The 20,839-nt window shown below is 71.4% G+C and carries 22 protein-coding genes; 1 reads left to right on the forward strand and 21 read right to left on the reverse strand.

Features of this window, described 5'->3' with window-relative positions:
- The first annotated feature begins 47 nt into the window (after positions 1-47).
- Positions 48-1,232 (forward strand): acyl-CoA dehydrogenase family protein, encoded by a 1,185-nt coding sequence (locus ACFZ8E_RS11200; RefSeq protein ID WP_243934833.1) that lies wholly within the window; start codon positions 48-50, stop codon positions 1,230-1,232.
- A gap of 378 nt (positions 1,233-1,610) precedes the next feature.
- Here ACFZ8E_RS11200 and ACFZ8E_RS11205 read toward each other — a convergent pair whose 3' ends face one another.
- From ACFZ8E_RS11205 to ACFZ8E_RS11305, 21 genes are all read right to left on the reverse strand, one after another.
- Complete coding sequence (locus ACFZ8E_RS11205; protein WP_147728798.1) at positions 1,611-2,243, reverse strand: DUF2939 domain-containing protein; 633 nt, start codon at positions 2,241-2,243, stop codon at positions 1,611-1,613.
- Between the two features lie 28 nt (positions 2,244-2,271).
- Entirely contained in the window at positions 2,272-2,823 is a 552-nt protein-coding gene (locus ACFZ8E_RS11210) for an RNA pyrophosphohydrolase (RefSeq protein ID WP_243934831.1), read from the reverse strand.
- Positions 2,824-2,909: 86 nt separating this feature from the next.
- Entirely contained in the window at positions 2,910-4,157 is a 1,248-nt protein-coding gene (locus ACFZ8E_RS11215) for a divergent polysaccharide deacetylase family protein (RefSeq protein ID WP_147859786.1), read from the reverse strand.
- A gap of 299 nt (positions 4,158-4,456) precedes the next feature.
- The gene (locus tag ACFZ8E_RS11220; RefSeq protein WP_147729525.1) at positions 4,457-5,779 is read right to left on the reverse strand and encodes a S41 family peptidase; all 1,323 of its coding nucleotides are present in this window, start codon (positions 5,777-5,779) and stop codon (positions 4,457-4,459) included.
- A complete protein-coding gene (locus ACFZ8E_RS11225; RefSeq protein ID WP_405042790.1) occupies positions 5,779-7,125 on the reverse strand; it encodes a murein hydrolase activator EnvC family protein in 1,347 nt (448 codons plus the stop codon). The genes ACFZ8E_RS11220 and ACFZ8E_RS11225 overlap by 1 nt, the downstream gene beginning before the upstream one ends.
- Before the next feature lie 67 nt (positions 7,126-7,192).
- Positions 7,193-7,690, reverse strand: coding sequence for a 23S rRNA (pseudouridine(1915)-N(3))-methyltransferase RlmH (gene rlmH / locus ACFZ8E_RS11230; RefSeq protein WP_147842120.1), 498 nt, complete (start codon positions 7,688-7,690; stop codon positions 7,193-7,195).
- 11 nt (positions 7,691-7,701) lie between these two features.
- A complete protein-coding gene (rsfS, locus tag ACFZ8E_RS11235) occupies positions 7,702-8,100 on the reverse strand; it encodes a ribosome silencing factor (protein WP_405044372.1) in 399 nt (132 codons plus the stop codon).
- A gap of 80 nt (positions 8,101-8,180) precedes the next feature.
- On the reverse strand, positions 8,181-8,798 hold the full coding sequence (locus ACFZ8E_RS11240; protein ID WP_279603602.1) for a nicotinate-nucleotide adenylyltransferase: 618 nt from the start codon (positions 8,796-8,798) through the stop codon (positions 8,181-8,183).
- Between the two features lie 33 nt (positions 8,799-8,831).
- Positions 8,832-10,130, reverse strand: coding sequence for a glutamate-5-semialdehyde dehydrogenase (locus ACFZ8E_RS11245; RefSeq protein WP_147726613.1), 1,299 nt, complete (start codon positions 10,128-10,130; stop codon positions 8,832-8,834).
- 150 nt (positions 10,131-10,280) lie between these two features.
- Entirely contained in the window at positions 10,281-11,396 is a 1,116-nt protein-coding gene (gene proB, locus ACFZ8E_RS11250) for a glutamate 5-kinase (protein WP_405042791.1), read from the reverse strand.
- Positions 11,393-11,797: a type II toxin-antitoxin system VapC family toxin gene (locus tag ACFZ8E_RS11255; RefSeq protein ID WP_405042792.1), complete on the reverse strand. Its 405-nt coding sequence runs from the start codon at positions 11,795-11,797 to the stop codon at positions 11,393-11,395. Before ACFZ8E_RS11255 ends, proB begins: the two co-directional genes overlap by 4 nt.
- Complete coding sequence (locus ACFZ8E_RS11260; protein WP_405042793.1) at positions 11,794-12,066, reverse strand: type II toxin-antitoxin system VapB family antitoxin; 273 nt, start codon at positions 12,064-12,066, stop codon at positions 11,794-11,796. Before ACFZ8E_RS11260 ends, ACFZ8E_RS11255 begins: the two co-directional genes overlap by 4 nt.
- 60 nt (positions 12,067-12,126) lie before the next feature.
- On the reverse strand, positions 12,127-13,155 hold the full coding sequence (gene obgE, locus ACFZ8E_RS11265) for a GTPase ObgE (RefSeq protein WP_243934928.1): 1,029 nt from the start codon (positions 13,153-13,155) through the stop codon (positions 12,127-12,129).
- Positions 13,156-13,362: 207 nt separating this feature from the next.
- Entirely contained in the window at positions 13,363-13,962 is a 600-nt protein-coding gene (locus tag ACFZ8E_RS11270; protein ID WP_405042794.1) for a GNAT family N-acetyltransferase, read from the reverse strand.
- A 198-nt stretch (positions 13,963-14,160) separates the two neighbouring features.
- Positions 14,161-14,427 (reverse strand): 50S ribosomal protein L27, encoded by a 267-nt coding sequence (gene rpmA / locus ACFZ8E_RS11275; protein WP_147726605.1) that lies wholly within the window; start codon positions 14,425-14,427, stop codon positions 14,161-14,163.
- A gap of 62 nt (positions 14,428-14,489) precedes the next feature.
- Complete coding sequence (gene rplU / locus ACFZ8E_RS11280; RefSeq protein WP_147726603.1) at positions 14,490-14,816, reverse strand: 50S ribosomal protein L21; 327 nt, start codon at positions 14,814-14,816, stop codon at positions 14,490-14,492.
- Positions 14,817-15,090: 274 nt separating this feature from the next.
- Positions 15,091-16,053: a type II secretion system F family protein gene (locus tag ACFZ8E_RS11285; protein ID WP_147842125.1), complete on the reverse strand. Its 963-nt coding sequence runs from the start codon at positions 16,051-16,053 to the stop codon at positions 15,091-15,093.
- 109 nt (positions 16,054-16,162) lie between these two features.
- Complete coding sequence (locus tag ACFZ8E_RS11290) at positions 16,163-17,140, reverse strand: type II secretion system F family protein (RefSeq protein WP_243934821.1); 978 nt, start codon at positions 17,138-17,140, stop codon at positions 16,163-16,165.
- Positions 17,137-18,579 (reverse strand): CpaF family protein, encoded by a 1,443-nt coding sequence (locus ACFZ8E_RS11295; protein WP_147726600.1) that lies wholly within the window; start codon positions 18,577-18,579, stop codon positions 17,137-17,139. Before ACFZ8E_RS11295 ends, ACFZ8E_RS11290 begins: the two co-directional genes overlap by 4 nt.
- Positions 18,580-18,705: 126 nt before the next feature.
- Entirely contained in the window at positions 18,706-19,950 is a 1,245-nt protein-coding gene (locus ACFZ8E_RS11300; protein ID WP_147726599.1) for an AAA family ATPase, read from the reverse strand.
- A gap of 105 nt (positions 19,951-20,055) precedes the next feature.
- Positions 20,056-20,802, reverse strand: coding sequence for a CpaD family pilus assembly protein (locus ACFZ8E_RS11305; RefSeq protein WP_405042795.1), 747 nt, complete (start codon positions 20,800-20,802; stop codon positions 20,056-20,058).
- Positions 20,803-20,839 lie beyond the last annotated feature (37 nt).

A 20,839-nucleotide genomic window follows, 5' to 3' on the forward strand; every position in this document is an offset into this window, starting at 1 on the left:
ATCCGTCCGAGAAGCCGGATCGCCACGCCCCGAAGCCGCCCGAGCTGATGTCGCCCTGGCGCACGGATGCGCGCGTCGCGCTCCAGGCCGAGGCCCGCGCCTTCGCCCGCGACGTGGTGATGCCGCTCGCCGACGCGCTCGACCCGCAGAAGGCCGAGATGCCGCGCTCGCTCATCGCCGCGATGGCCGAGAAGGGCTGGTTCGGCCTGACGATCCCGGCCGAGCACGGCGGCATGGGGCTCGGGGTGTTCGAGTACTGCCTCGTCTCGGAGGAACTCGCGCGGGCGTGGCTCTCGGTCGGCAGCATCCTGGCGCGGGGGCAGGGGCTCGGCACGCAGGTGCTCGACGACGCCCGCCGCGCCGACCTGCTGGCGCGGTCGGCGCGGGGCGAATGGATCGGCGGCATCGCCCTCTCCGAGCCGGGAGCCGGCTCGGACCTGGCCGGCGTGCAGACGCGGGCGGTGCGCGAGGGCGACCATTGGGTGCTGACCGGGACCAAGCGCTGGGCGGGCTTCGCGCGCGCGGCCGACTTCATCGAGGTTCTGGCCCGGACCCGCGATCCGGAGCCCGGCGAATCGCGCTCGGCCGGGCTCGAGCCGTTCCTGGTGGTCAAGCCGCCGGGCGAGTTCCCCGAGGGCATGACCGGGCACGTCATCGACAAGATCGGCTATCACGGCTTCCTGACGTTCCAGCTCGAGCTCGACGGGGTGCGCGTCCCCGAGAGCGACCGCCTCACCGGCCTCTACGGCGACGGCGGCGCGGACGCGGATTCCGGCGGCTTCGCCTCGGTGCAGCGCGGCCTCAACATCGCCCGCGTCCACACCGCGGCCCGCGCCGTCGGCGTCGCGCGCGCGGCGGTCGAGGACACCCAGGCCTACCTTCAGGAGCGCGTGCAGTTCGGCCACCCGATCGGCGACTTCCAGGCGCTGCGCTTCGCGCTCGCCGACATGGCGGCCGAGGTGGCGCAGGCGCGCGCCTTCTGGTGCCAGGTCGCCCATCTCCTCGACCAGGGCGAGGCGGCCGAGAGCGAGTCCGCCATGGTGAAGCTGCTGGCCACCGAGATGGCGGTGCGCGTCACCAACCAGGCGATGCAGCTCCACGGCGGCAACGGCTACACCACCGAGCGGCGGGTCGAGCGCTATTGGCGCGACGCGCGGCTGACGACGATCTTCGAGGGCACCAGCGAGATCCAGCGCCGCATCATCAGCGACCGGATGCTGCCGAAGGCCTGACGCCCGCACGGCGACCGCCCGCCCCCGCACGCGTGTGCGAGGCGCGACCGTCGGCGAGGCGGCCTGCCGGACGCGCTTGCGGCGGGCGGACGCCCTTTTGTGCGCGGGGACGACAACATCGAACTCGCCGACGCCGACGGCTCCGTCGGCGTCCGGGCGTCCAGGGGTGCGTTCCGGGGCCTCGTCGAGGATCGGCCGCGAGACGTTTCGCAACGATGCGGTGGTGCAGGGGCCCCGGCGCGGTGCCGGCCATCGCGGACCGCGATCGATCGGGCGCGCCTGTCATGAATGCCGGCTCGGGACATTCTCGCCCCTGCAATCGTTTGCGGGACGACGCTCGCGCGTGACCTGAAACCCGCCGCGCGCTGCCGCTCACCCTCAGGGTTGGGCTGCCGGTGCCCGCTCGCCGGCGCGGGCCCGGGCCAGGGTCCGGCCGAGGCGCTGGGCCATCTGGTCGCGCAGGGCCTCGGCGACCTCGATGTCGACGAGCCGCCAGGTCCAGCCGCGCAGGCGCAGGCGCACCCGCAGCTGCTGCGCCCGCGGCGCGTCCGGCGGGATCGCGATCACGGCGGTGCGGAAGCCGCGCATCTCCGAGGCGATCCAGAACGGAAACACCCGCCCGATGCGATCCAGCCTGAGCCCGGACGGCTTCACCCCGTCGGGACGCGGGATGTCGAGGCTCTGCGGCCAGCCGTCGTCGAGCAGGTCGAGCACGGTCTCGGGCGTCACCATCGATTCCGCGAGCGCCAGCGCCACGCCGACCGCCGCCTCGTTGAGGCGCTGGCGATCCTTGGCATCGAGGGTCGGATCGTTATCCGACGCCGAGCGCAGGGCGGCGGTGGTCTGCCGGACCAGCGACAGCCGCAGCGTGCGAAAGTTGGCATGCTGCTGGACGAACGCGACGTCGTGCGCCCTCACCGCCCGCGCGAAGTCGTAGAGCGTCCAGAGCGGCGTCAGGGTGAAGGCGAACCAGCCGAGCACCGCGACGAGGGGAAACACCCACCAGCGCATCGCCCAGCCTATCGCCCGGCCGCCGCGCTCACGCGCCGACCGACCACGCGTGCAGCGGCGCGAAGGCCGCGACGACGCCCTCGTAGACCGGCCGCTTGAACGGCACGATCAGCCCCGGCAGCTCCGCGAACGGCACCCAGCGCCACGCGTCGAACTCGGCCTTGTGGGCACCGCCGCCGGGATGTTCGACGTCGATCGCGTCGTCGTCCCCGAGGAACCCGAAGGCGAACCAGCGCTGCGTCTGCCCGCGGTAGCGGCCGCGCCAGGCCTGCTTTCGCACATCGGGCGGCAAATCGTAGGACAGCCAATCCGGCGCCTCGGCGAGCAGCCGGACCGAGGCCGCGCCGACGTTGGTCTCCTCGTGAAGCTCGCGCAGGGCTGCGGCCTGCGGCGCCTCGCCGTCGTCGATCCCGCCCTGCGGCATCTGCCAGGCGAGGTCGCCCGCGACGTGCTCGGGGCCGGCCTCCGGTTTGCGGCGACCGACGAAGACGAGCCCGGCGCGGTTGATCAGGGTGACCCCGACGCAGGGGCGATAGGGCAGGCTCTCGCCCGGATCGCGGGATTCGGTGTCGCTCTTCATCGGCCGCGACCATAGGGAGGGCCAACCGGCGCGGCAACGTCGGGAAACACGATATCGGCAGCGCCCGATCGCGGCAACCGCCGGGCTCAGTCCGCCTTCGTCACCCGCACCGCCTTCGCGCCGCGGAGCGCGACGCTCGCCGGCACGAGGCGGATGCCGCGGCCCTCGAGCTCGCGGCTCCAGCGCGCGATGCGCTCGATCGTCATCGGCTGGGCGCTGCCCGAGGCGAGGGCGAAGCCGTTGGCGCGGGCCTGCGCTTCGAGCCGGGCGAGCTCGCGATCGATCGCCTCCGGGCGCGGCACCGCGTCGAGGACGATCTCGGCGCGGGCCGCCGGCACCTTGGTCTTGCCGAGCAGGTCCGCGGGCACGCCGCGCGCGTTGGTGCCGTCGTCGAGGAAGCCGAGCCCGCGGGTGGCGATGTCGCGCAGGACCGGCTCGAACGCGACTGCGTCGGCCATGAACTTGGCTCCCATGAAGTTCGTGACGCCGACATAGCCCGAGAACCGGCTCATCACCCAGGCGAGGCGGTCGGCGTTCTCGGATCCCTTGGCGGCGGTGAGCAGGCCCTGCGGGCCGGGATCGCTGTCGGGGTAGTCGAACGGCTCCATCGGCGCTTGGAGCAGGATCTCGTGGCCGAAGGCGCGGGCCCGCGCCGCGCTGCGCTCGGCATCGGCGCCGTAGGGGGAGAAGGCGAGGCTGACGGCGGGCGGCAGCTTGACGATCGCGCTCGCGGTGGCGGCCTGGCCGACGCCGAGGCCGGTGAGCAGGATCGCGATGCGCGGCCCGCTACCGGGCTCCTCGGAGCGTGCGTAGACGTCGAGCGGGCGGATGCGGCCGTCGCCGAGCTTGGGCAGGACGCCGTGGCGGCCACGCTCGGTCAGGCGCGGGTCGGGGGCGGGCGCGAGCTTGGGCGCATCGGCCTGGGGCACGCGGATCACCACCGCCTCGGCCGGCGCGGCCGACCCGCCGGCCCGCACCACGGTGACGCCGGAGGCCGACTCGACCTCGACGGCGCTGCTCTGGAGCTTCGATGCCGGCGCCGGCTCGTTCGCGGCGGCGGCCTCCGGCGACGGGGGACGCCCGGCGGCGGGCATCGTCTCGCGGACGACGATGGCGACCTGGACCCGCGGCTCGCCCGCCTTCGGGTCGCCGAGCAGGAGCACGAGGCCGAGCACCGCCACGCCGAGGCCGCCGAGACCGGCCGCGACGGCGCGTGGAGACCGGCCGAGGGTCGCGAGGCGCGCGCGCAGGCGTGCCAGCGCGGCCTTCGGGCCGGGGGCGGGGACGTCGACCCCGAGGGGACGCGTCAGGATATCGTCGGACGAGTCGGTCACTGGCCCTCGGAACTGGCGGGGCCGCCGGAGAATCGCCGGTCGCGGCAAGGCAGCCCCGCCGTCATTGCCGGCCGCCATGGTTAATTTTTCGTAAGAGCGGCCTTCGGTCCTAGAGCCTGTTCCGTGATCACCGGATCACGGAACAGGCTCGCTCTCGTTGTGTGGTCGCGCTCTCGTCACGCGAGCCGGCATCCGCCGCGCTCGAAACGGCTCGCAACGCACGCACGGGCGCCATGCGAAGAACCCCGCCCGGCACGCGCCGGACGGGGTTCTCGCCGTGTCGTCGATCCCGGACGGGATCAGTTCGGCATCGTCGGTTTCTGGGCGTTCGCGGCGCCCTTCTGGATGCCGTGCAGGAAGTCGACGGCGGCGGTGAGCTGCTTGTCCTTGGCGGGATCCGGCGGGACGTAGGCCGACGAGCCGCCGCGCTCCTCGACGTCCTTCTGCTTGAGGTGGCCCTTCAGGCCGGCCTCGCCCTTGGTCTCGTCCTTGCCCTTGAGCTCGTCCGGGACCTCCTGCAGCACCTCGACGTCGGGCTCGATGCCCTTGGCCTGGATCGAGCGGCCGGACGGCGTGTAGTAGCGCGCCGTGGTGAGGCGCAGCGCGCCCGAGCCGCCGAGCGGGATGATCGACTGCACCGAGCCCTTGCCGAACGAGCGCGTGCCGAGGATGGTCGCGCGCTTGTGATCCTGCAGGGCGCCGGCGACGATCTCGGAGGCCGAGGCCGCGCCGCCGTTGACGAGCACCACCACCGGCTTGCCCTTGGTGATGTCGCCGGCCTTGGCCGAGAAGCGCTGGGTCTCGTCCGGGTTGCGGCCGCGGGTCGAGACGATCTCGCCGCGGTCGAGGAACGCGTCGGAGACCATCACCGCCTGGTCGAGCAGGCCGCCCGGGTTGTTGCGCAGGTCGATCACGTAGCCCTTGATCTTGTCCTGCCCGATGTCGGTCGAGAGCTTGTCCACGGCAGCCTTGAGGCCGTCGTAGGTCTGCTCGTTGAACTGCGTCAGGCGGATGTAGCCGATGTCGGCCCCTTCGACGCGCGAGCGCACGGGCTTGATCTTGATCACGTCGCGGTTGAGCGTGACCTCGATCGGGTCCTTGGCCTCCTTGCGGGTGATCTTGAGCTTCACCGGCGAGTTCACCGGGCCGCGCATCTTGTCGACCGCCTGGTTCAGGGTCAGGCCCTGGACCTGGTCGTCGTCGATCTGAGTGATGATGTCGTTCGAGAGCAGGCCCGCCTTCGAGGCCGGGGTGTCGTCGATCGGGGTCACGACCTTGATCAGGCCGTCCTCCATCGTGACCTCGATGCCGAGCCCGCCGAACTCGCCGCGGGTCGTGGTCTGCATGTCGCGGAACGCCTTGGCGTCCATGTAGCTCGAATGCGGGTCGAGCGAGGTCAGCATGCCGTTGACGGCCGCCTCGATCATCTTCGCCTCGTCCGGCTTCTCGACGTAATCGGTGCGGACCTTCTCGAACACGTCGCCGAACAGGCTGAGCTGGCGGTAGGTCTCGGCGGAGGCCGCCACGGCGCGCGGACCCGACAGGAAGTCCGTCTGCGTCGCGACCATCGACGTGCCTGCTCCCAGGAACGCGCCGAGCATGATGAGGGACGTCTTGCGCATTATCCGCGAACCTTCTCGCTGGGGCTTTTCGCCCACCAAGGCTCCGGATCGATGGAGCCGCCGTCCTTCTTGAATTCCACGTACAGGATCGGATCGCTGCCGTCGCCGCTCATCACCGGCTGGACCGCACTTCCCTCGCCCATGTTACCGACCGGCTCGCCCGCGAGCACGAATTGGCCGACCTCGACCGAGATCTGGTCCATCCCGGCCAGCAGAAGATAGTAGCCATCGCCGGCGTTGATGATCAAGAGTCGTCCGTACGACCGGAACGGCCCGGCGAACTGCACCCAGCCGTCGGCGGGAGAGGACACCACGGCCTTCGCGCGGGTGGCGAGCGAAATGCCGCGCGTCATCCCGCCGTTGCCGTCGGGCTGGTTGAAGCCGCGCAGCAGGCGGCCGCTGACCGGGCGCGGCACGTCCCCCCGGGCGTCGACGAACTTCACCTTCGGGGCGAGCTTGGCGGGGTCGCGGATGCCGGCTGCGGCGAAACGCTCCTGCGTCGCCTTCGCCTCGCGCTGCTCGGCCGCCTTGGCCTCGTCGGCGGAGCGCTTGGCGGTGGCGACCTCGCCCTCGATGCGGTCGAGGAGGTCCTTCAGGCTCCGGGCCTCCTTGGCGAGGTCGGCCGCACGGGTCCGCTCGGCGGCGAGCCCGGTCTCGACCTCCGCCTGCCGGGTCCTCCGCGCGGCGACGAGGGCCGCGAGGCGCTGCTGCTCGCGCGCCCAGCCGGCGAGGTCGTTCTGCAGGCCCTGCCGGTCGGCGGCGATGAGGCCGCGCAGGCGCACGAGCTCGGCGAGGTCGGCGGCCAGCGTGTCCACCTCGCCGCGCATCTCGGGCACGATCGCCCCGAGCAGCATCGAGGTGCGGATCACCGCCAGAACGTCTTCCGGGTTGACCAGCACCGCCGGCGGCGGGCGCCGGCCCATGCGCTGGAGCGCCGCCAGGATCTCGGCGATCACCCCGCGGCGGGCCTCGAGCGAGTGGCGGATGGCGGCCTCGCTGCCCGACAGCGTCTTGAGGCGCTCCTCCAGGCGGCTCATCCGGTCCTCGGTGGCCTGGGACTGCCGGCCGGCATCGAGGAGCGCCGCGTCGAGCTTGGCCCGGTCGCCGCCGATGCTGGCGATCTCGGACTCGAACTGCGCCTTGGCGCCCACGCTCGCGGCGAGCGCATCCTGCACCCGCTTGAGGTTGTCCGCGCGGCGGTCGCGCTCGTCGATGGCGCGCTGGATGCGCTCGGCCTCGGTGACGGGCGCCGCCGCGTCCTGGGCCCGCGGACGGGCCGCGGGCAGGGCGGCGAGGGCCGCGGCGAGGGCGCCCGTGGCGACCAGCCTCGTGAGGACCAGCGTCATGGCGTGCGTTTGCCGGCTCCGTTCATCAGCGCAGGTCTCATCCAGCATTGCGGCGCACGCGAGGCATTCACCCGTCGGGATCGCCGCGATGATACGGGTGGCCCGCCAGGATCGTGAGGGCGCGGTAGAGCTGCTCGAGCGCCAGCACGCGCACGATGCCGTGAGGCAGCGTCGCGGCACCGAAGGACAGGGTGAGGTCGGCCCGGGCCCGGACGGCGGCATCGAGCCCGTCGGCCCCGCCGATGGCGACCACCAGGGCCGGGCGCCCGGCATCGCGCCAGTCGCGGATGCGCTCGGCGACGCGCTCGCTCGGCAGGTCGGCGCGGCCGCGCTCGTCGTAGGCGACGAGGACGCCGCCGGCCGGCACCTGGGCGAGCAGCCCGGACGCCTCCTCGGCGCAGCGGTCGGGGGCACGCCGCGCACGGCTCTCGACCATCTCGGCGATGTCGCAGGCGGGGAAGCCGAGGCCGCGACCGAGCTGGGCCGCGCGCTCGCGGTAGCGCGCGGTCAGGTCCCGCTCGGGCCCGTTCTTGAGGCGCCCGATCGCGGCGACGAGGAGGCGCAACGGGTCGGCGTTCAGTCGGCGGAGACGCCCGAGGGGCGGTCGGAGCCCCACATCTTCTCGAGGTTGTAGAAGCCGCGCACCTCGGGCCTGAAGATGTGGACGAGGATATCGCCGGCATCGATCAGCACCCAGTCGCAGGCCGGCATGCCCTCGACGCGGGCGGTGCCGAAGGACTTAGCCTTCATCTCCTGCGTGATGTGGTCGGCGATCGAGCCGACGTGACGCTGCGACCGTCCGGAGGCGATGATCATCGTGTCGGCGATCGAGGTCTTGCCGGCGAGATCGATGGCGATCGTCTCCTCGGCCTTCATCTCGTCGAGGCACCCGAGCACGAGCGTCCTCAGGTCTTCGACCCTGGCCAGGGCGGCGGTCTCGGAACCCTGGGTTCCCGTGTGGAGCGACTCGGACAGCGTCCTGATTCCTCGGATATCGGCAGTGGCGACGCGCGCCTGCGTTGAACCGACGACTTTGGCCGGTTCCGGGCGGTAATTCAAGGTTCCCCGGTGCCGCTCCGCGCATCGCGGATCTGCGTCGAGGAGAGATGCGAGCGCGGGCCGTGCAGGAACACCCAGGCCGGGGGCGCCATGCCCGGCAGGGCGGAGGCGTCCGATTCCGGGATGCGGGCGGCGGAGAACCGTCGGGCGGCCCGCGCGCCCGGCGCGCTGAGGGTGTGGCCGGGGCGGTCGATCACCGCGACCGGCATCAGGCCCATGATCTCGGCCGAGCCCTTCCAGCGATGGAAGCTCGCCAGCGAATCGGCCCCCATGATCCAGACGAAGCGGATGCCCGGCCGCCGCCGCACCAGCCAGCGCAGGGTGTCGCGGGTGAAGCGGGCGCCGATCGCCGCCTCGAACCCGGTCACCGCGATCCGCGGATCGCCCTTCGCCACCGCGGCGGCCTGCGCGCAGCGCTCGGAGAGCGGCGCGATCGGCCGCCCGCGCTTCAGCGGGTTTCCGGGCGTGACCAGCCACCACACCCGGTCGAGGCGCAGGCGGCGCAGCGCCATGGTGCCGACATGCAGGTGGCCGGCATGCGCCGGGTTGAACGAGCCACCGTACAGGCCGATCCGCATCCCCGGCGACGCGGGCGGCAGCGCGCCCTCACGCAACGGCGCGGATCACGGCAGGCGAGACCGCGCCGCTCACGGGCGCGTCTGGCCGCTGCCGTGGACCCGGTACTTGAAGGTGGTGAGCTGCTCCACGCCGACCGGGCCGCGGGCATGCATGCGGCCGGTGGCGATGCCGATCTCGGCGCCGAAGCCGAACTCGCCGCCATCGGCGAACTGGGTCGAGGCGTTGTGCACCACGATCGCGGAATCGACCTCGGCGAGGAAGCGGACGGCCTCGTCGCCGTCCTCGGTGACGATCGCGTCGGTGTGGTGCGAGCCGTAGGTCTCGATGTGCTCGATCGCCGCCTCGAGCCCGTCGACGACGCGGACCGAGATGATCGCGTCGAGGTACTCGGTGCGCCAGTCGGCCTCGGTCGCCGCCGTGACGCGACCGTCCACCGCCTGCACGTCGGCGTCGCCGCGCACCGCGCAGCCGGCGTCGAGCAGGGCGGCGACGAGGGGGGCGAGATGGGTGCCGGCGCAGGCGCGGTCGACCAGCAGCGTCTCGGTGGCGCCGCAGATGCCGGTGCGCCGCATCTTGCTGTTGAGCAGGATGGTCCGGGCCATGCCGAGGTCGGCGGCGGCCGCGACGTAGACGTGGCAGATGCCGTCGAGGTGGGCGAAGACCGGGACCCGCGCCTCGGCGTGGACGCGCTCGACCAGGCCGCGCCCGCCGCGGGGCACGATCACGTCGATGCAGCCGTCGAGGCCGGCGAGCATCGCGCCGACCGCGGCGCGGTCCTTCGTCGGCACGATCTGGATCGCGTCCGCGGGCAGGCCGGTGGCCTCGAGCCCGGCCCGCATCGCCTCGGCGATGGCCATGGCGCTGCGGTGGCTGTCCGAGCCGGCCCGCAGGATCGCGGCGTTGCCGGCCTTGAGGCAGAGCGCGCCGGCATCGGCGGTGACGTTCGGGCGGCTCTCGAAGATCACGCCGACGACGCCGAGCGGCACGGCGATGCGCTCGATCAGCAGCCCGTTCGGGCGCTCGAAGGCCGCGACCTGGCGCCCGACGGGGTCGGCCAGCGCACCGATCTTCTCGACCGCGTCGGCGATCGCCGCGAGGCGGCCCTCGTCGAGGGTCAGCCGGTCGATCAGCGCCTGGCTCTGCCCGGCGGCCTTCGCGGCGGCGACGTCGCGGGCGTTCTCGCGCAGGATGACGGCGCGGTCGGCGCGCAGGCGCTCGGCAATGGCTCGCAACGCCACGTCCTTGGTCTCGGCCGAGGCCAGCGCCAGCTTGCGGCCGGCGGCGCGGGCGCGCCGGCCGATGCCGTTCATCTGCTCGGCGAGGTCGTCGGCCGACGCGAAGCCGGATCGCATGTTCAGGACTGGCACGGGCATCATCCCAGGTCGGCGGCCTTCCCCGAGCCGCCTACGAAGCTGCGACTTATCTGCATCCTCGGGCAGCACGAAACAAGCGCCGCGGCAAAGATCGGAACGTTTCGAAAGCGCTCGTATCCAGTCATGGACGCTGCGCGATCGGTTCTAGAACATCGCCAAGTCGTCGCGATGCACCATCCAGGCGCGTCCCGGGTAGGTGAGCAGGTCGGCGATCTGCGTGCTCGGGCGCCCCTGGATCAGCGCCGCCTCCGTGCTGTCGTAGCCGACGAGGCCGCGGCCCAGCACCCGCCCGGCGCGGTCGCGGATCAGCACGGCGTCGCCTCGGCCGAAGCTGCCCTCGACGCCGCAGACGCCGACCGGCAGCAGGCTCGCCCCACCGTCGAGCGCGCGCGCCGCGCCGTCGTCGATCACCAGGGTGCCGCGCGGCTCGAGCGACCCGGCGATCCAGGTTTTCCGCGCTGCGGTGGGCGTGGAACCGGACAGGAACCAGGTGCAGCGGCCGCCCGCGACGACGCTGCGGAGCGGGTTCTTCTCGCGCCCGTCGGCGATGATCAGGTGGGTCCCGCCCGACACCGCGATCTTGGCGGCCTCGACCTTGGTCCGCATGCCGCCCCGCGACAGCTCCGAGGCGGGACCGCCGGCCATCGCCTCGATCTCGGGCGTGATCCGCTCGACCACGGCCAGGTGGCGCGCGTCCGGGTCGGCATTCGGGGGGGCGGTGTAGAGGCCGTCGATGTCGGAGAACAGCACCAGCACGTCGGCCCCGATCATCGTGGCGACGCGGGCGGCGAGCCGGTCGTTGTCGCCGTAGCGGATCTCGGAGGTCGCCACCGTGTCGTTCTCGTTGACCACCGGAACCGCGCGCATCTCCAGGAGCTTGAGCACGGTCGCTCGCGCGTTGAGGTAGCGGCGGCGCTCCTCGGTGTCCTGCGGCGTCACCAGGATCTGCCCGGCGACGATGCCGTGGTGGCCCAGCGCCTCGGCCCAGTGCCGCGCCAGCGCGATCTGCCCGACCGAGGCCGCGCCCTGGCTCTCCTCCAGCCGCAGGGCCCCCGGCGCGAAGCCGAGCACGGTGCGCCCGAGCGCGATGCTGCCCGAGGACACCACCAGCACGTCGACCCCGCGGGCATGCAGGTCGGCGATGTCCTCGGCGAGCGCCGCGAGCCAGGCGTGCCGCAGCCGGCCGCGGGCGCGGTCCACCAGCAGGGCCGAGCCGACCTTGATGACGACGCGGCGGAATTGATCGAGGGAGGGGGTCATGACGCCGGGACGTAAGCTGGGACGAGGTCGGTGTGGACGAAGTCGTCACCCTTGAACAGGAGGGGCGCATCGTGGGCTTTGGAGACGGCGTAGGATTGGCAGTCGCCGAAGTTCAACCGCGCCGGATGCCCTTGTCCCTTCCCGAAGCGCTGGAAGGCATCGGATGCCATGCGGTACCTCTGGAACGTGAAGGCGACCGGCTGCACCGTGGTCCGCAGGATCAGGACCTCCAAAAAATCCTCGGCAAAACCCGGCATCAGCGAGCCCAGCACGATCCTGGCCTCGAGCAACGTCGGGGTTCCGATGATCGCCCGATTCTTGGCGACCAGCGTGTCGAAACGCTCGCCTTCAGGGTCTTCCATCGCAATCGCGACGATCGCCGAGGTGTCGAGCGCGATCATACCGGCAGGCCGTACTCGTCGTAGAGGTAATCATGATCGGTGGGGACGTTCGCGATGCGATGTGCCCGCGCCTCGCGGACCAGCGCTCGGATCACGTCCCGTTCGGCACGTTGCGTCGGTGTCAGGTCATCGTTGACCGTCGCGACGCGGCGGTCGAGCTCTTGCAACGCCGTGACCACCGCCTCGTCGACCGTGGTGCCGGCGCGCTCCGCGAGTTCATGCGCAAGAGCGAAGGCTTCGTCGTTTAGGACGATCAGCGCTTCCGTCATCGAAACCTCCGCAGGTTCAACAACCTCGGGCGATGCTAACCGACCCGATCACCCCCGTCATCACGGCTGCCAGGCCGCCTCGGGCACCCGATCGGCCTCGGCGGCGGCATCCATTTCGCCCTGGAGCGCACGCAGCGCCTCCGGCACGCCCTGGCCCGAGGCCGAGGACAGGACGAGCGGCTTGCGCTTGGCGGCGCGCTTCAGGCGGGCGACCTGCTCCTTCAGGGTGTCGGCGTCGATCGCGTCGGCCTTGGAAAGCGCCACGATCTCGGGCTTGCCGGCGAGGTCCTCGCCGTAGGCCTCCAGCTCGTGCCGGACCATCTTGTAGGCCTTGCCGGCATGCTCGCAGGTGGCGTCGACGAGGTGCAGCAGCACCCGGCAGCGCTCGACATGGGCCAGGAACCGGTCGCCGAGTCCGACGCCCTCGTGCGCGCCCTCGATCAGCCCGGGGATGTCGGCGAGCACGAACTCGCGGGCATCCGAGCGCACGACGCCGAGCCCCGGATGCAGGGTGGTGAAGGGATAGTCGGCGATCTTCGGCTTGGCCGAGGTCACGGTGGCCAGGAAGGTCGACTTGCCGGCGTTCGGCAGCCCGACGAGGCCGGCATCCGCGATGAGCTTGAGGCGCAGCCAGATCCACTGCTCGGTGCCTTCCAGACCCGGATTGGCGTGCTTCGGGGCGCGGTTGGTCGAGGTGGTGAAGTAGGCGTTGCCGAAGCCGCCGTTGCCGCCCTTGGCGAGCCGGACCCGCTGGCCGACCTGGGTCATGTCGGCGATCAGGTGCTCGCCGTCGACCGCCAGGATCTGGGTTCCGGCCGGCACCTTCAGCACCACGTCGGCGCCGTTGGCGCCGTGGCGGTTCGAGCCCATGCCGTGCTCGCCCTTCCGCGCCTTGAAGTGCTGCTGGTAGCGATAGTCGATCAGCGTGTTCAGGCCCTCGACGCACTCGACCCAGACGTCGCCGCCGCGCCCGCCGTCGCCGCCGTTGGGGCCGCCGAACTCGATGAACTTCTCGCGCCGGAACGCGACGCATCCCGCGCCCCCGTCGCCGGAACGGACATAGACCTTGGCTTCGTCGAGGAATTTCACGGTGTCGCTCGTCTTCATGTCGGGGCGCGGGCCACCGGCCCGCCCCGTCTCGTTCACGCCGCGGCGATGCGGCCCTGTCCATCGGCGTCGCGCACGCTGCGCAGCTCCGCCGCGAACCCCGTCGCTTCGGCCTTGGGCCGAGACGGCGAGGGATCGATTCCGATCGATCCGTCCGGCGACGTCAAGGGCGCCGGGCCGATCGCTTCGTCAGGCTGCCCGGTCGCAGCCGGAGACCCCGAACCGGGCCGACCACGCGGCGCGGTCGAGCCGGAAGCGATCGGATGTCAGGTCGCAGCCGCGGACGGGGACATAATCCGTCGCCGTTCCCGTGCGGACGAAGCCGACCTTCTCCAGCACCCCGCGCGACGCCGGGTTCTCCACCCGCGCATCCGCCGACAGCACCGAGCCGCCGGCATAGGCGAAGTAGGCGTGAACCATCGCCTCGGCGGCCTCGGTGGCGAGGCCGCGGCCCCAGAAGGGCCGGCCGAGCCAGTAGCCGAGGCGGGCCCCCTCCGTCGCCGCGTCGGCGCGGATAGCGACGAACCCGACGAGGCCGTCCGGGTCGGACCGGAGCGAGACCGCCATCGCCAGGCCCTCGCCGGCGGCGTTGCAGCGCCGCGCCTCCAGCACGAAGGTCTCGGTCTCCATCCGGTCGATCGGGTGGCGGATCCGCGCGGTCATCTCGGCCACCGACCGGTCGCCCGCGAGCCGCACGATCGCGTCCACGTCCTTGGCGCGCGGCCAGCGCAGCCACAGGCTGCGGGTCTCGATCCGGAAGACGTCGTCGCGGGTCAGATCGGGGAACATCGTTCGGGCTCCTCCGCCGCGATCCTCCGTAGCGGAGGACCGTTGCGCTGAGACGACGAAAGGGAGGATGGCGCCCCATCCTCCCCCGCGTCTTCCGTTCGACCCCCCGGCCTCGTGGCCAGGATGCGAGAAACAGATCCGCCGGTTCGGTGTGGGACACCGGCGGGGCCTGCTTCGCCTGTTCGAGGCGCCCGCCGTCTACTCTGCCGCTTGCGCGAGCGGCACCACCGCCACGAAGGCGCGGCCGCGCTTGGTCTGGAACTCCACGCGACCCTCGGTCAGCGCGAACAGGGTGTGATCCTTGCCCATGCCGACATTGGTGCCGGGGTGCCACTTGGTGCCGCGCTGGCGCACGATGATGTTGCCCGGAATTACGGCTTCCGAGCCGAACTTCTTCACGCCGAGGCGCTGGCCGGCCGAGTCGCGGCCGTTGCGGGACGAGCCGCCTGCTTTTTTGTGTGCCATGGTTCAGTCTTTCGAATGACGTGGGATCGGAACGTGCGGATCGCGTGGGGGCGGGGTCGCCCTTACGCGCTCTTCGAACCGGCCGAGAGGCCGGTGATGCGCACGACCGTGTGGTGCTGGCGGTGGCCGCGCTTGCGCCGCGAGTTCTGCCGGCGGCGCTTCTTGAAGGCGATGACCTTCTTGTCGCGACCGTGGGAGACGATCTCGCCGGTGACGCTGAAGCCCGACAGGAGCGGCGCGCCGACCTGGGTCGCGTCGCCGTCGGTGAACAGCAGGACCTCGCCGAAGGTCACGGCGGAACCTTCGTCGCCTTCGAGGCTGGCGATGGTGATGGTGTCGTTCTCGGCAACGCGATACTGCTTGCCGCCCGTCTTGATGACTGCGAACATCGTCTCTCTCGTGGTTCGAACGGCCTCCGGGACGCGCCCTGGACCGACTTCTTATGCATTCGTCGCGATCCGCCCGAAGGGCCGCCGCAACGCGAAACGCACGGCCTTCTGCGAGGAAGCCGCGCGTTGTGCCCGGTGGATAGGGGATCGGCACGCGATCTGTCAAGGATTTGCGGGGGCGAATGCTTGCCCGCATCGGCCTCGAAGAACGCGCGCCGCGAGCGCTTCCGAGCCGAGGTGGCCGACGCCGGGCGGGAGCGGCGCCCCTCGGGCGTCAGCGCATCGCCTGGATGATCGCCGGGCTGATGATCACCACGAACAGCACCGGCAGGAAGAACAGGATCATCGGCACGGTCAGCTTCGGCGGCAGCGAGGCCGCTTTCTTCTCGGCCTCGTTCATGCGCTGGTCGCGGCTCTCCTGCGCGAGCACGCGCAGCGCCTGGCCGATGGGGGTGCCGTAGCGCTCGGCCTGGATCAGCGCCGTGACGACGGCCTTCACCGGCTCGAGGCCGACGCGCATCGCGAGGTTCTCGTAGGCCTGCCGGCGATCGGGCAGGAACGACATCTCGGCGGTCATCAGGGCGAGTTCCTCCGCCAGCACCACCGAGGTGGCGGCGATCTCGGTGCTCACCTTCCGGAAGGCGTGCTCGATTGCCATGCCCGATTCGACGCAGATCAGCGTCAGGTCGAGGGCATCGGGCCAGGCGAGCTTGATCTCGGCCTTGCGCTTGTTCGACTTGTTGACGAGGTAGAGTTCCGGCGCCTTGATGCCTCCGTAGGCGCAGGCGATGACGATGCCGAGGCGCATCAGGTAGGGCTGGTCCAGCGCCTCCAGCACGAACAGGTAGAACAGCGAGCCCAGCGTCGCCGAGATCGGCATGACGAGGCGGAAGAACAGGAACGTCGTCTCGGATTGCTGGCCGCGATAGCCGGCCATCAGGAGCTTGCGCTTGGCCGTGTCGGTGCCGAGCCAGCGGCGCAGGTCGAACCGCTCGACGACCTGCTTCATGTAGGCCTTGGGCTCGATCCGCAGCGTCGCCTTGGTGTTGAGGCGCTCGCGTTCCCGCCGCCGGATGATCTCGCGCTCGTCGCTGACGAGCTTCATCCGCTTGCCGAGGTTGTCGCTCTCGAGGAACGGCTGCGCCACGGCGAAGGCCGTCGCCGCCACGGCGACCGCGGTCAGCGCGATGCCCATGGTGCGCGGGTCGAAGACCTTATCGGCGATGAGGTCGATCATGGCGATGGGCTTCCGCGAAAGGGCCGTCGGGCTTCGGGTGACGACCGGATGTGATCGAGCCCGGCGCGGCGCGATCCGGGCTGCCGGACGGCGCGGGCCGCAGGCGGGCTCAGATGTCGAACGCGATCATCTTCTTGATGGTGAGGATGCCGATGCTCATCCAGATCGCCGAGCCCAGCAGCGCGAGCTTGCCGAAATTGGTGGTCCAGAGGATCGAGATGTAATCCGGGCTGGTGAAGTACGTGATGCCCGCGACGAAGAACGGAAGCGCGGCGATGATGCCGGCGGAGGACTTGGCCTCCATGCTCATCGCCTGGACCTTGCCGGCCATCTTGCGACGCTCGCGCAGCACCCGCGACAGGTTGGAGAGCGCCTCGGAGAGGTTGCCGCCCGATTGCTGCTGGATGTTGATCACGATCGCGAAGAAGTTCACCTCCTGCACCGGGACCCGCTCGTAGAGCCGCGAGACCGCCTCGCCGAGCGACAGGCCCAACGCCTGGGTCTCGATGACGACCCGGAACTCCGAGCGCACCGGCTCCTCGGCCTCGCGGGAGACCATGCGGAAGCAGTCGCTGACGGGGATGCCGGTTCGGATGCCGCGCACCACCACGTCGACGGCGTTGGGCAGCTCCTTCGTGAAGTTCGCGATGCGGCGCTTGCGCAGGTGGCGCAGCAGCAACATCGGCACGCCGAGGCCGCCGACGAAGGTCCCCCCCAGCCCGGCGATCGGGCTCGCGGTGATCATGAGCACCAGCAGGCCGACCACCACCGCGAGGCCCGCGGAGATCATCCAGTAGGTCCGCTCCGACCACGCCAGGCCGGCCCGCGCGATCTTGAGCTCGAGGGTCACCTTGGCGGCGCCCTTGGCCTTGGCCTCGATCTCGCCGAGCGTCTTCGCGACCTGCTCGCGCCGGTTCACGGTGACGCCGCGGATCGCGTTGCCGGCGGCCGAGGCGCTGATCGTCCTGAGGCGCTGCGTCGCCCGCCGCTCGCCCATCAGCAGCGGCATCAGGAAGACGTAGCCGAGGGCGAGCGTGGTCACGAAGACCAGCCCGACGGCGAGCGGGACGTTCGCGGCGGCGTTCACAGCGCACCCGACGCCTCGGCGGCGGCGTCGAGCGCCTCGCCGAGTTGCCGCTCCAGCCCGTAGTAGCGCGCCCGCTCCCAGAATTTCGGCCGGCCGACGCCGGTGGAGCGATGGCGCCCGATCAGCTTGCCATTGGCATCCTCGCCGACGATGTCGAACAGGAAGACGTCCTGGGTGGTGATGACGTCGCCCTCCATCCCGAGCACCTCGGTGATGTGGGTGATGCGGCGCGAGCCGTCGCGCAGGCGGGTGGCCTGCACCACGACGTCGATCGAGCCGCAGATCATCTCGCGCAGCGTCTTGGAGGGCAGGGTGAAGCCGCCCATCGAGATCATCGACTCGATGCGCGACAGGCACTCGCGCGGGGAGTTGGCGTGCAGCGTTCCCATCGAGCCGTCGTGGCCGGTGTTCATCGCCTGCAGCAGGTCGAACGCCTCCGGCCCGCGCACCTCGCCGACGATGATCCGCTCCGGCCGCATGCGCAGGCAATTCTTGACGAGGTCGCGCATGGTGACCTGGCCTTGGCCCTCCATGTTGGGCGGGCGCGTCTCCAGGCGCACCACGTGCGGCTGCTGAAGCTGCAGCTCCGCCGCGTCCTCGCAGGTGATGACGCGCTCGTCGTGCTCGATGAAGGCGGTGAGGCAGTTCAGCAGGGTGGTCTTGCCCGAGCCGGTGCCGCCGGAGATGACGATGTTGCAGCGCGACCGGCCGATGATCTTCAGGATCTCCGCCCCCTCCGGCGAGATCGCGCCGAAGCGCACGAGCTGGTCGAGGGTGAGCTTGTCCTTCTTGAACTTTCGGATGGTCAGGGCTGGGCCGTCGATGGCCAGCGGCGGCGCGATGACGTTGACGCGGGAGCCGTCCGGAAGGCGCGCGTCGCAGATCGGCGAGGCGTCGTCGACCCGGCGCCCGACCTGGCTGACGATGCGCTGGCAGATGTTCATCAGCTGCTGGTTGTCGCGGAAGCGCACGTTGGTGAGCTGGATCTTGCCGTTCACCTCGATGAAGGCGCGGTTGGCGCCGTTGATCATGATGTCGGCGATGTCGTCGCGGGCGAGCAGCGGCTCCAGCGGGCCGTAGCCGAGCACGTCGTTGCAGATGTCGTCGAGCAGCTCCTCCTGCTCGGCGATCGACAGCACGATGTTCTTGAGGCCGATGATCTCCGAGACGATGTCGCGGATTTCCTCGCGCGCCGCATCGGGCTCGAGGCGCGAGAGCTGCGCGAGGTCGATCGCCTCGATCAGCGCGCCGAAGATCATGCTCTTGGTGCGGTAGTAATCCTCCGAGCGCGGGTTGTCCTGCGCCACCACGGCGGGCGACGCATCCATGCGCTTGCCGGCCACGTTCTCCTGCACCAGCACCGGCGCGGTCGCGCGCAGGGCGGCCGGCGGCGGTGCTGCAGCCGGCGCCGCCGCGGTACCCTGCCTCCTACCGAACATGGGACGAATCCTCGGATCGCGTCGGAAAGGACGGGCGCGCAGGCGTCCGCGCGCATCTGGCTGCGAGGCGCGCGTGGGCCGCATCGCCCGCCGGGGAGGGCACGGCGGCCCGCGAGAGCATCGGCATCAGGACGCCTTCCGGCGCGCGAGCTTCGCGAGGAGCGGCTCGAGCAGGTTGGGACGGGCGCGCTTCGCCTCCGGCCGTCCCAGCATCGCCGCGGCGAGGTCGGCGAAGATCTCGGCGGCCTTCGAGCCGGCCTGCACCTCCGCGATCATCTGGCCGTTGTTGGCGGCGGTGCCGAACAGTGCCGGGTCGAACGGGATGCTGGCGACGAGCGGCGATTCCAGCGCCTTGGTGAAATCCGCCGCGCCGATCTCGGGACGCTTGGGCACCCCGACGCCGTTCAGGATCACCCGGGGCCGCGCATCGTTGGGCCGGCCCTGCTGCAGCGCGCCGAGCAGGTTCTTGGCGTTGCGCAGGCTGGCGAGATCGGGGCCGGCGACGATCAGGATCTCGTCGGCCCCGGTCAGCACCCGCTTCGACCAGGCGCACCACTGGTGCGGCACGTCGAGGACGATGCAGGGCACGGCCGCACGCAGGTGGTCGATCAGCGCGTCGAAGGCCGGCTCGGACAGGTCGATGGTGCGGTCGAGGCTCGCCGGCGCCGAGAGCAGGCTGAGCTGGTCGCTGCACTTCGAGAGCAGGCGCTCGACCAGCGCCGAATCGAGGCGCTCGGGCGCGAACACCGCCTCGGCGACGCCCTGGGGCGGATCCTGGTTGAAGTTGAGCGAAGCGGTGCCGAAGGCGATGTCGAGGTCGGCGATCACCGTCTGCGCGCCCTGGCCGCGGGCGATCGACCAGGCGAGGTTGTGGGCGACCGTCGAGGCGCCGATGCCGCCCTTGACGCCGTAGACCGCGATGGTCCGCCCGACCGGCTTGACCCCGGGGGCGGCGAACAGGTCCGAGAGCGAGGCGATCAGCGTCAGCGGCTCGACCGGCGCCATCAGGTAGTCGCTGACGCCGCGCTGGATGAACTGGCGATACAGCGTCACGTCGTTGACGTGCCCGATGACGAGCACCCGGGTGCCGGCGTCGCAGACCTCGGCGAGGGCGTCGAGGCATTCCATCGGCCGGGATTTCGGACCCTGCGTCTCGATGATGATGACGTTGGGGGTCGGCGCGTGGCGGTAGGCTTCGACCGCGGCCGCGCCGCCCCCCATCTGGACCTTGAGGTGGGCCTTCTGCATGCGCCGGTCCGTCCCGGCGCTCTCGATCATCGCAGCGGTCTCCGCGACCTCGCAGAACGCCTGGATCGTGATCCGGGGCACCGGGGCGATCATCCGCTCAGATGTCTCGGGGTGGTCCGCCATGACGAGGCCTTCGGGTTCGGGAGCTTGAGTCTGGGGTCTAGGTCTTAAGTCTTAACGTTTGGGTCTCTGGGTCGGCGGAGCCGGGGCGTGGCGCCGCGCGGCGGCTCACTCGCTGACCGAGGACTTCACGCTCGTCTTGCCATCCTGGCGCCAGGCGGTTGACGGATCCTTGCCCTCGCGAAGCTGGCCGATGTCCTTGACCCGGCGGATCGTGTCGATGCGGCCCTCGGGACGCCCGCGCACCAGGTCGACCGGGTCGGCGACCTGGGCGGCGATCGTCGCCTGGGTGGAGCAGCCGAGGTTCCACGACGGCTGATTACGGAAGTTCGCGATCGGGCTGCTCTCGCCGAGGTCCTGGGGCCACAGCCCGCACTTGTCGGCGACGCGCGCCTCCATGCGGTGGAAGCTGAGGCGGATCGGGCTGGCGAGGCCGGGATCGGCGACCGGGTAGCCGGAGACCACGATCTCGCGGGCCGGCACGCCGCCCTCGGCGCCGAGCCGGCGGATGGCGGCGGCGGTGCGCTCGACGCCGGCGCCGACGGAAGGGGCCACCCCGCGCGGCAGGTCGATCACGAGGCTGCCGCGGCCGTAGCGGCGATATTCCAGCAGGAACGCGTCGATGTCGGCGGCCTGCCGCGGGTCGAGGTGCCCGACCCCGGTGACGAACACGTCGAGGACGCGGCTGCCGTCGGCGAGCACGATCGGATGGCGGGCGCGATAGTCGGCGGGCGCGATCGAGCCGGTGACGGCACGGTCGGAATGGCAGGCGCCGAGCGAGCCGCCGACGGAGGCGGCGAGCATGGCGAGGGCCAGGGTGCGTCGGGCGGGGGAGGGCAGGCCGGGCAACGTCATCGGTTCGGTCCTGGGGCGGGGCGACGCCGGGGCGGAG

This window comes from Methylobacterium sp. HMF5984 (assembly GCF_045033435.1).
Classification (GTDB): domain Bacteria; phylum Pseudomonadota; class Alphaproteobacteria; order Rhizobiales; family Beijerinckiaceae; genus Methylobacterium.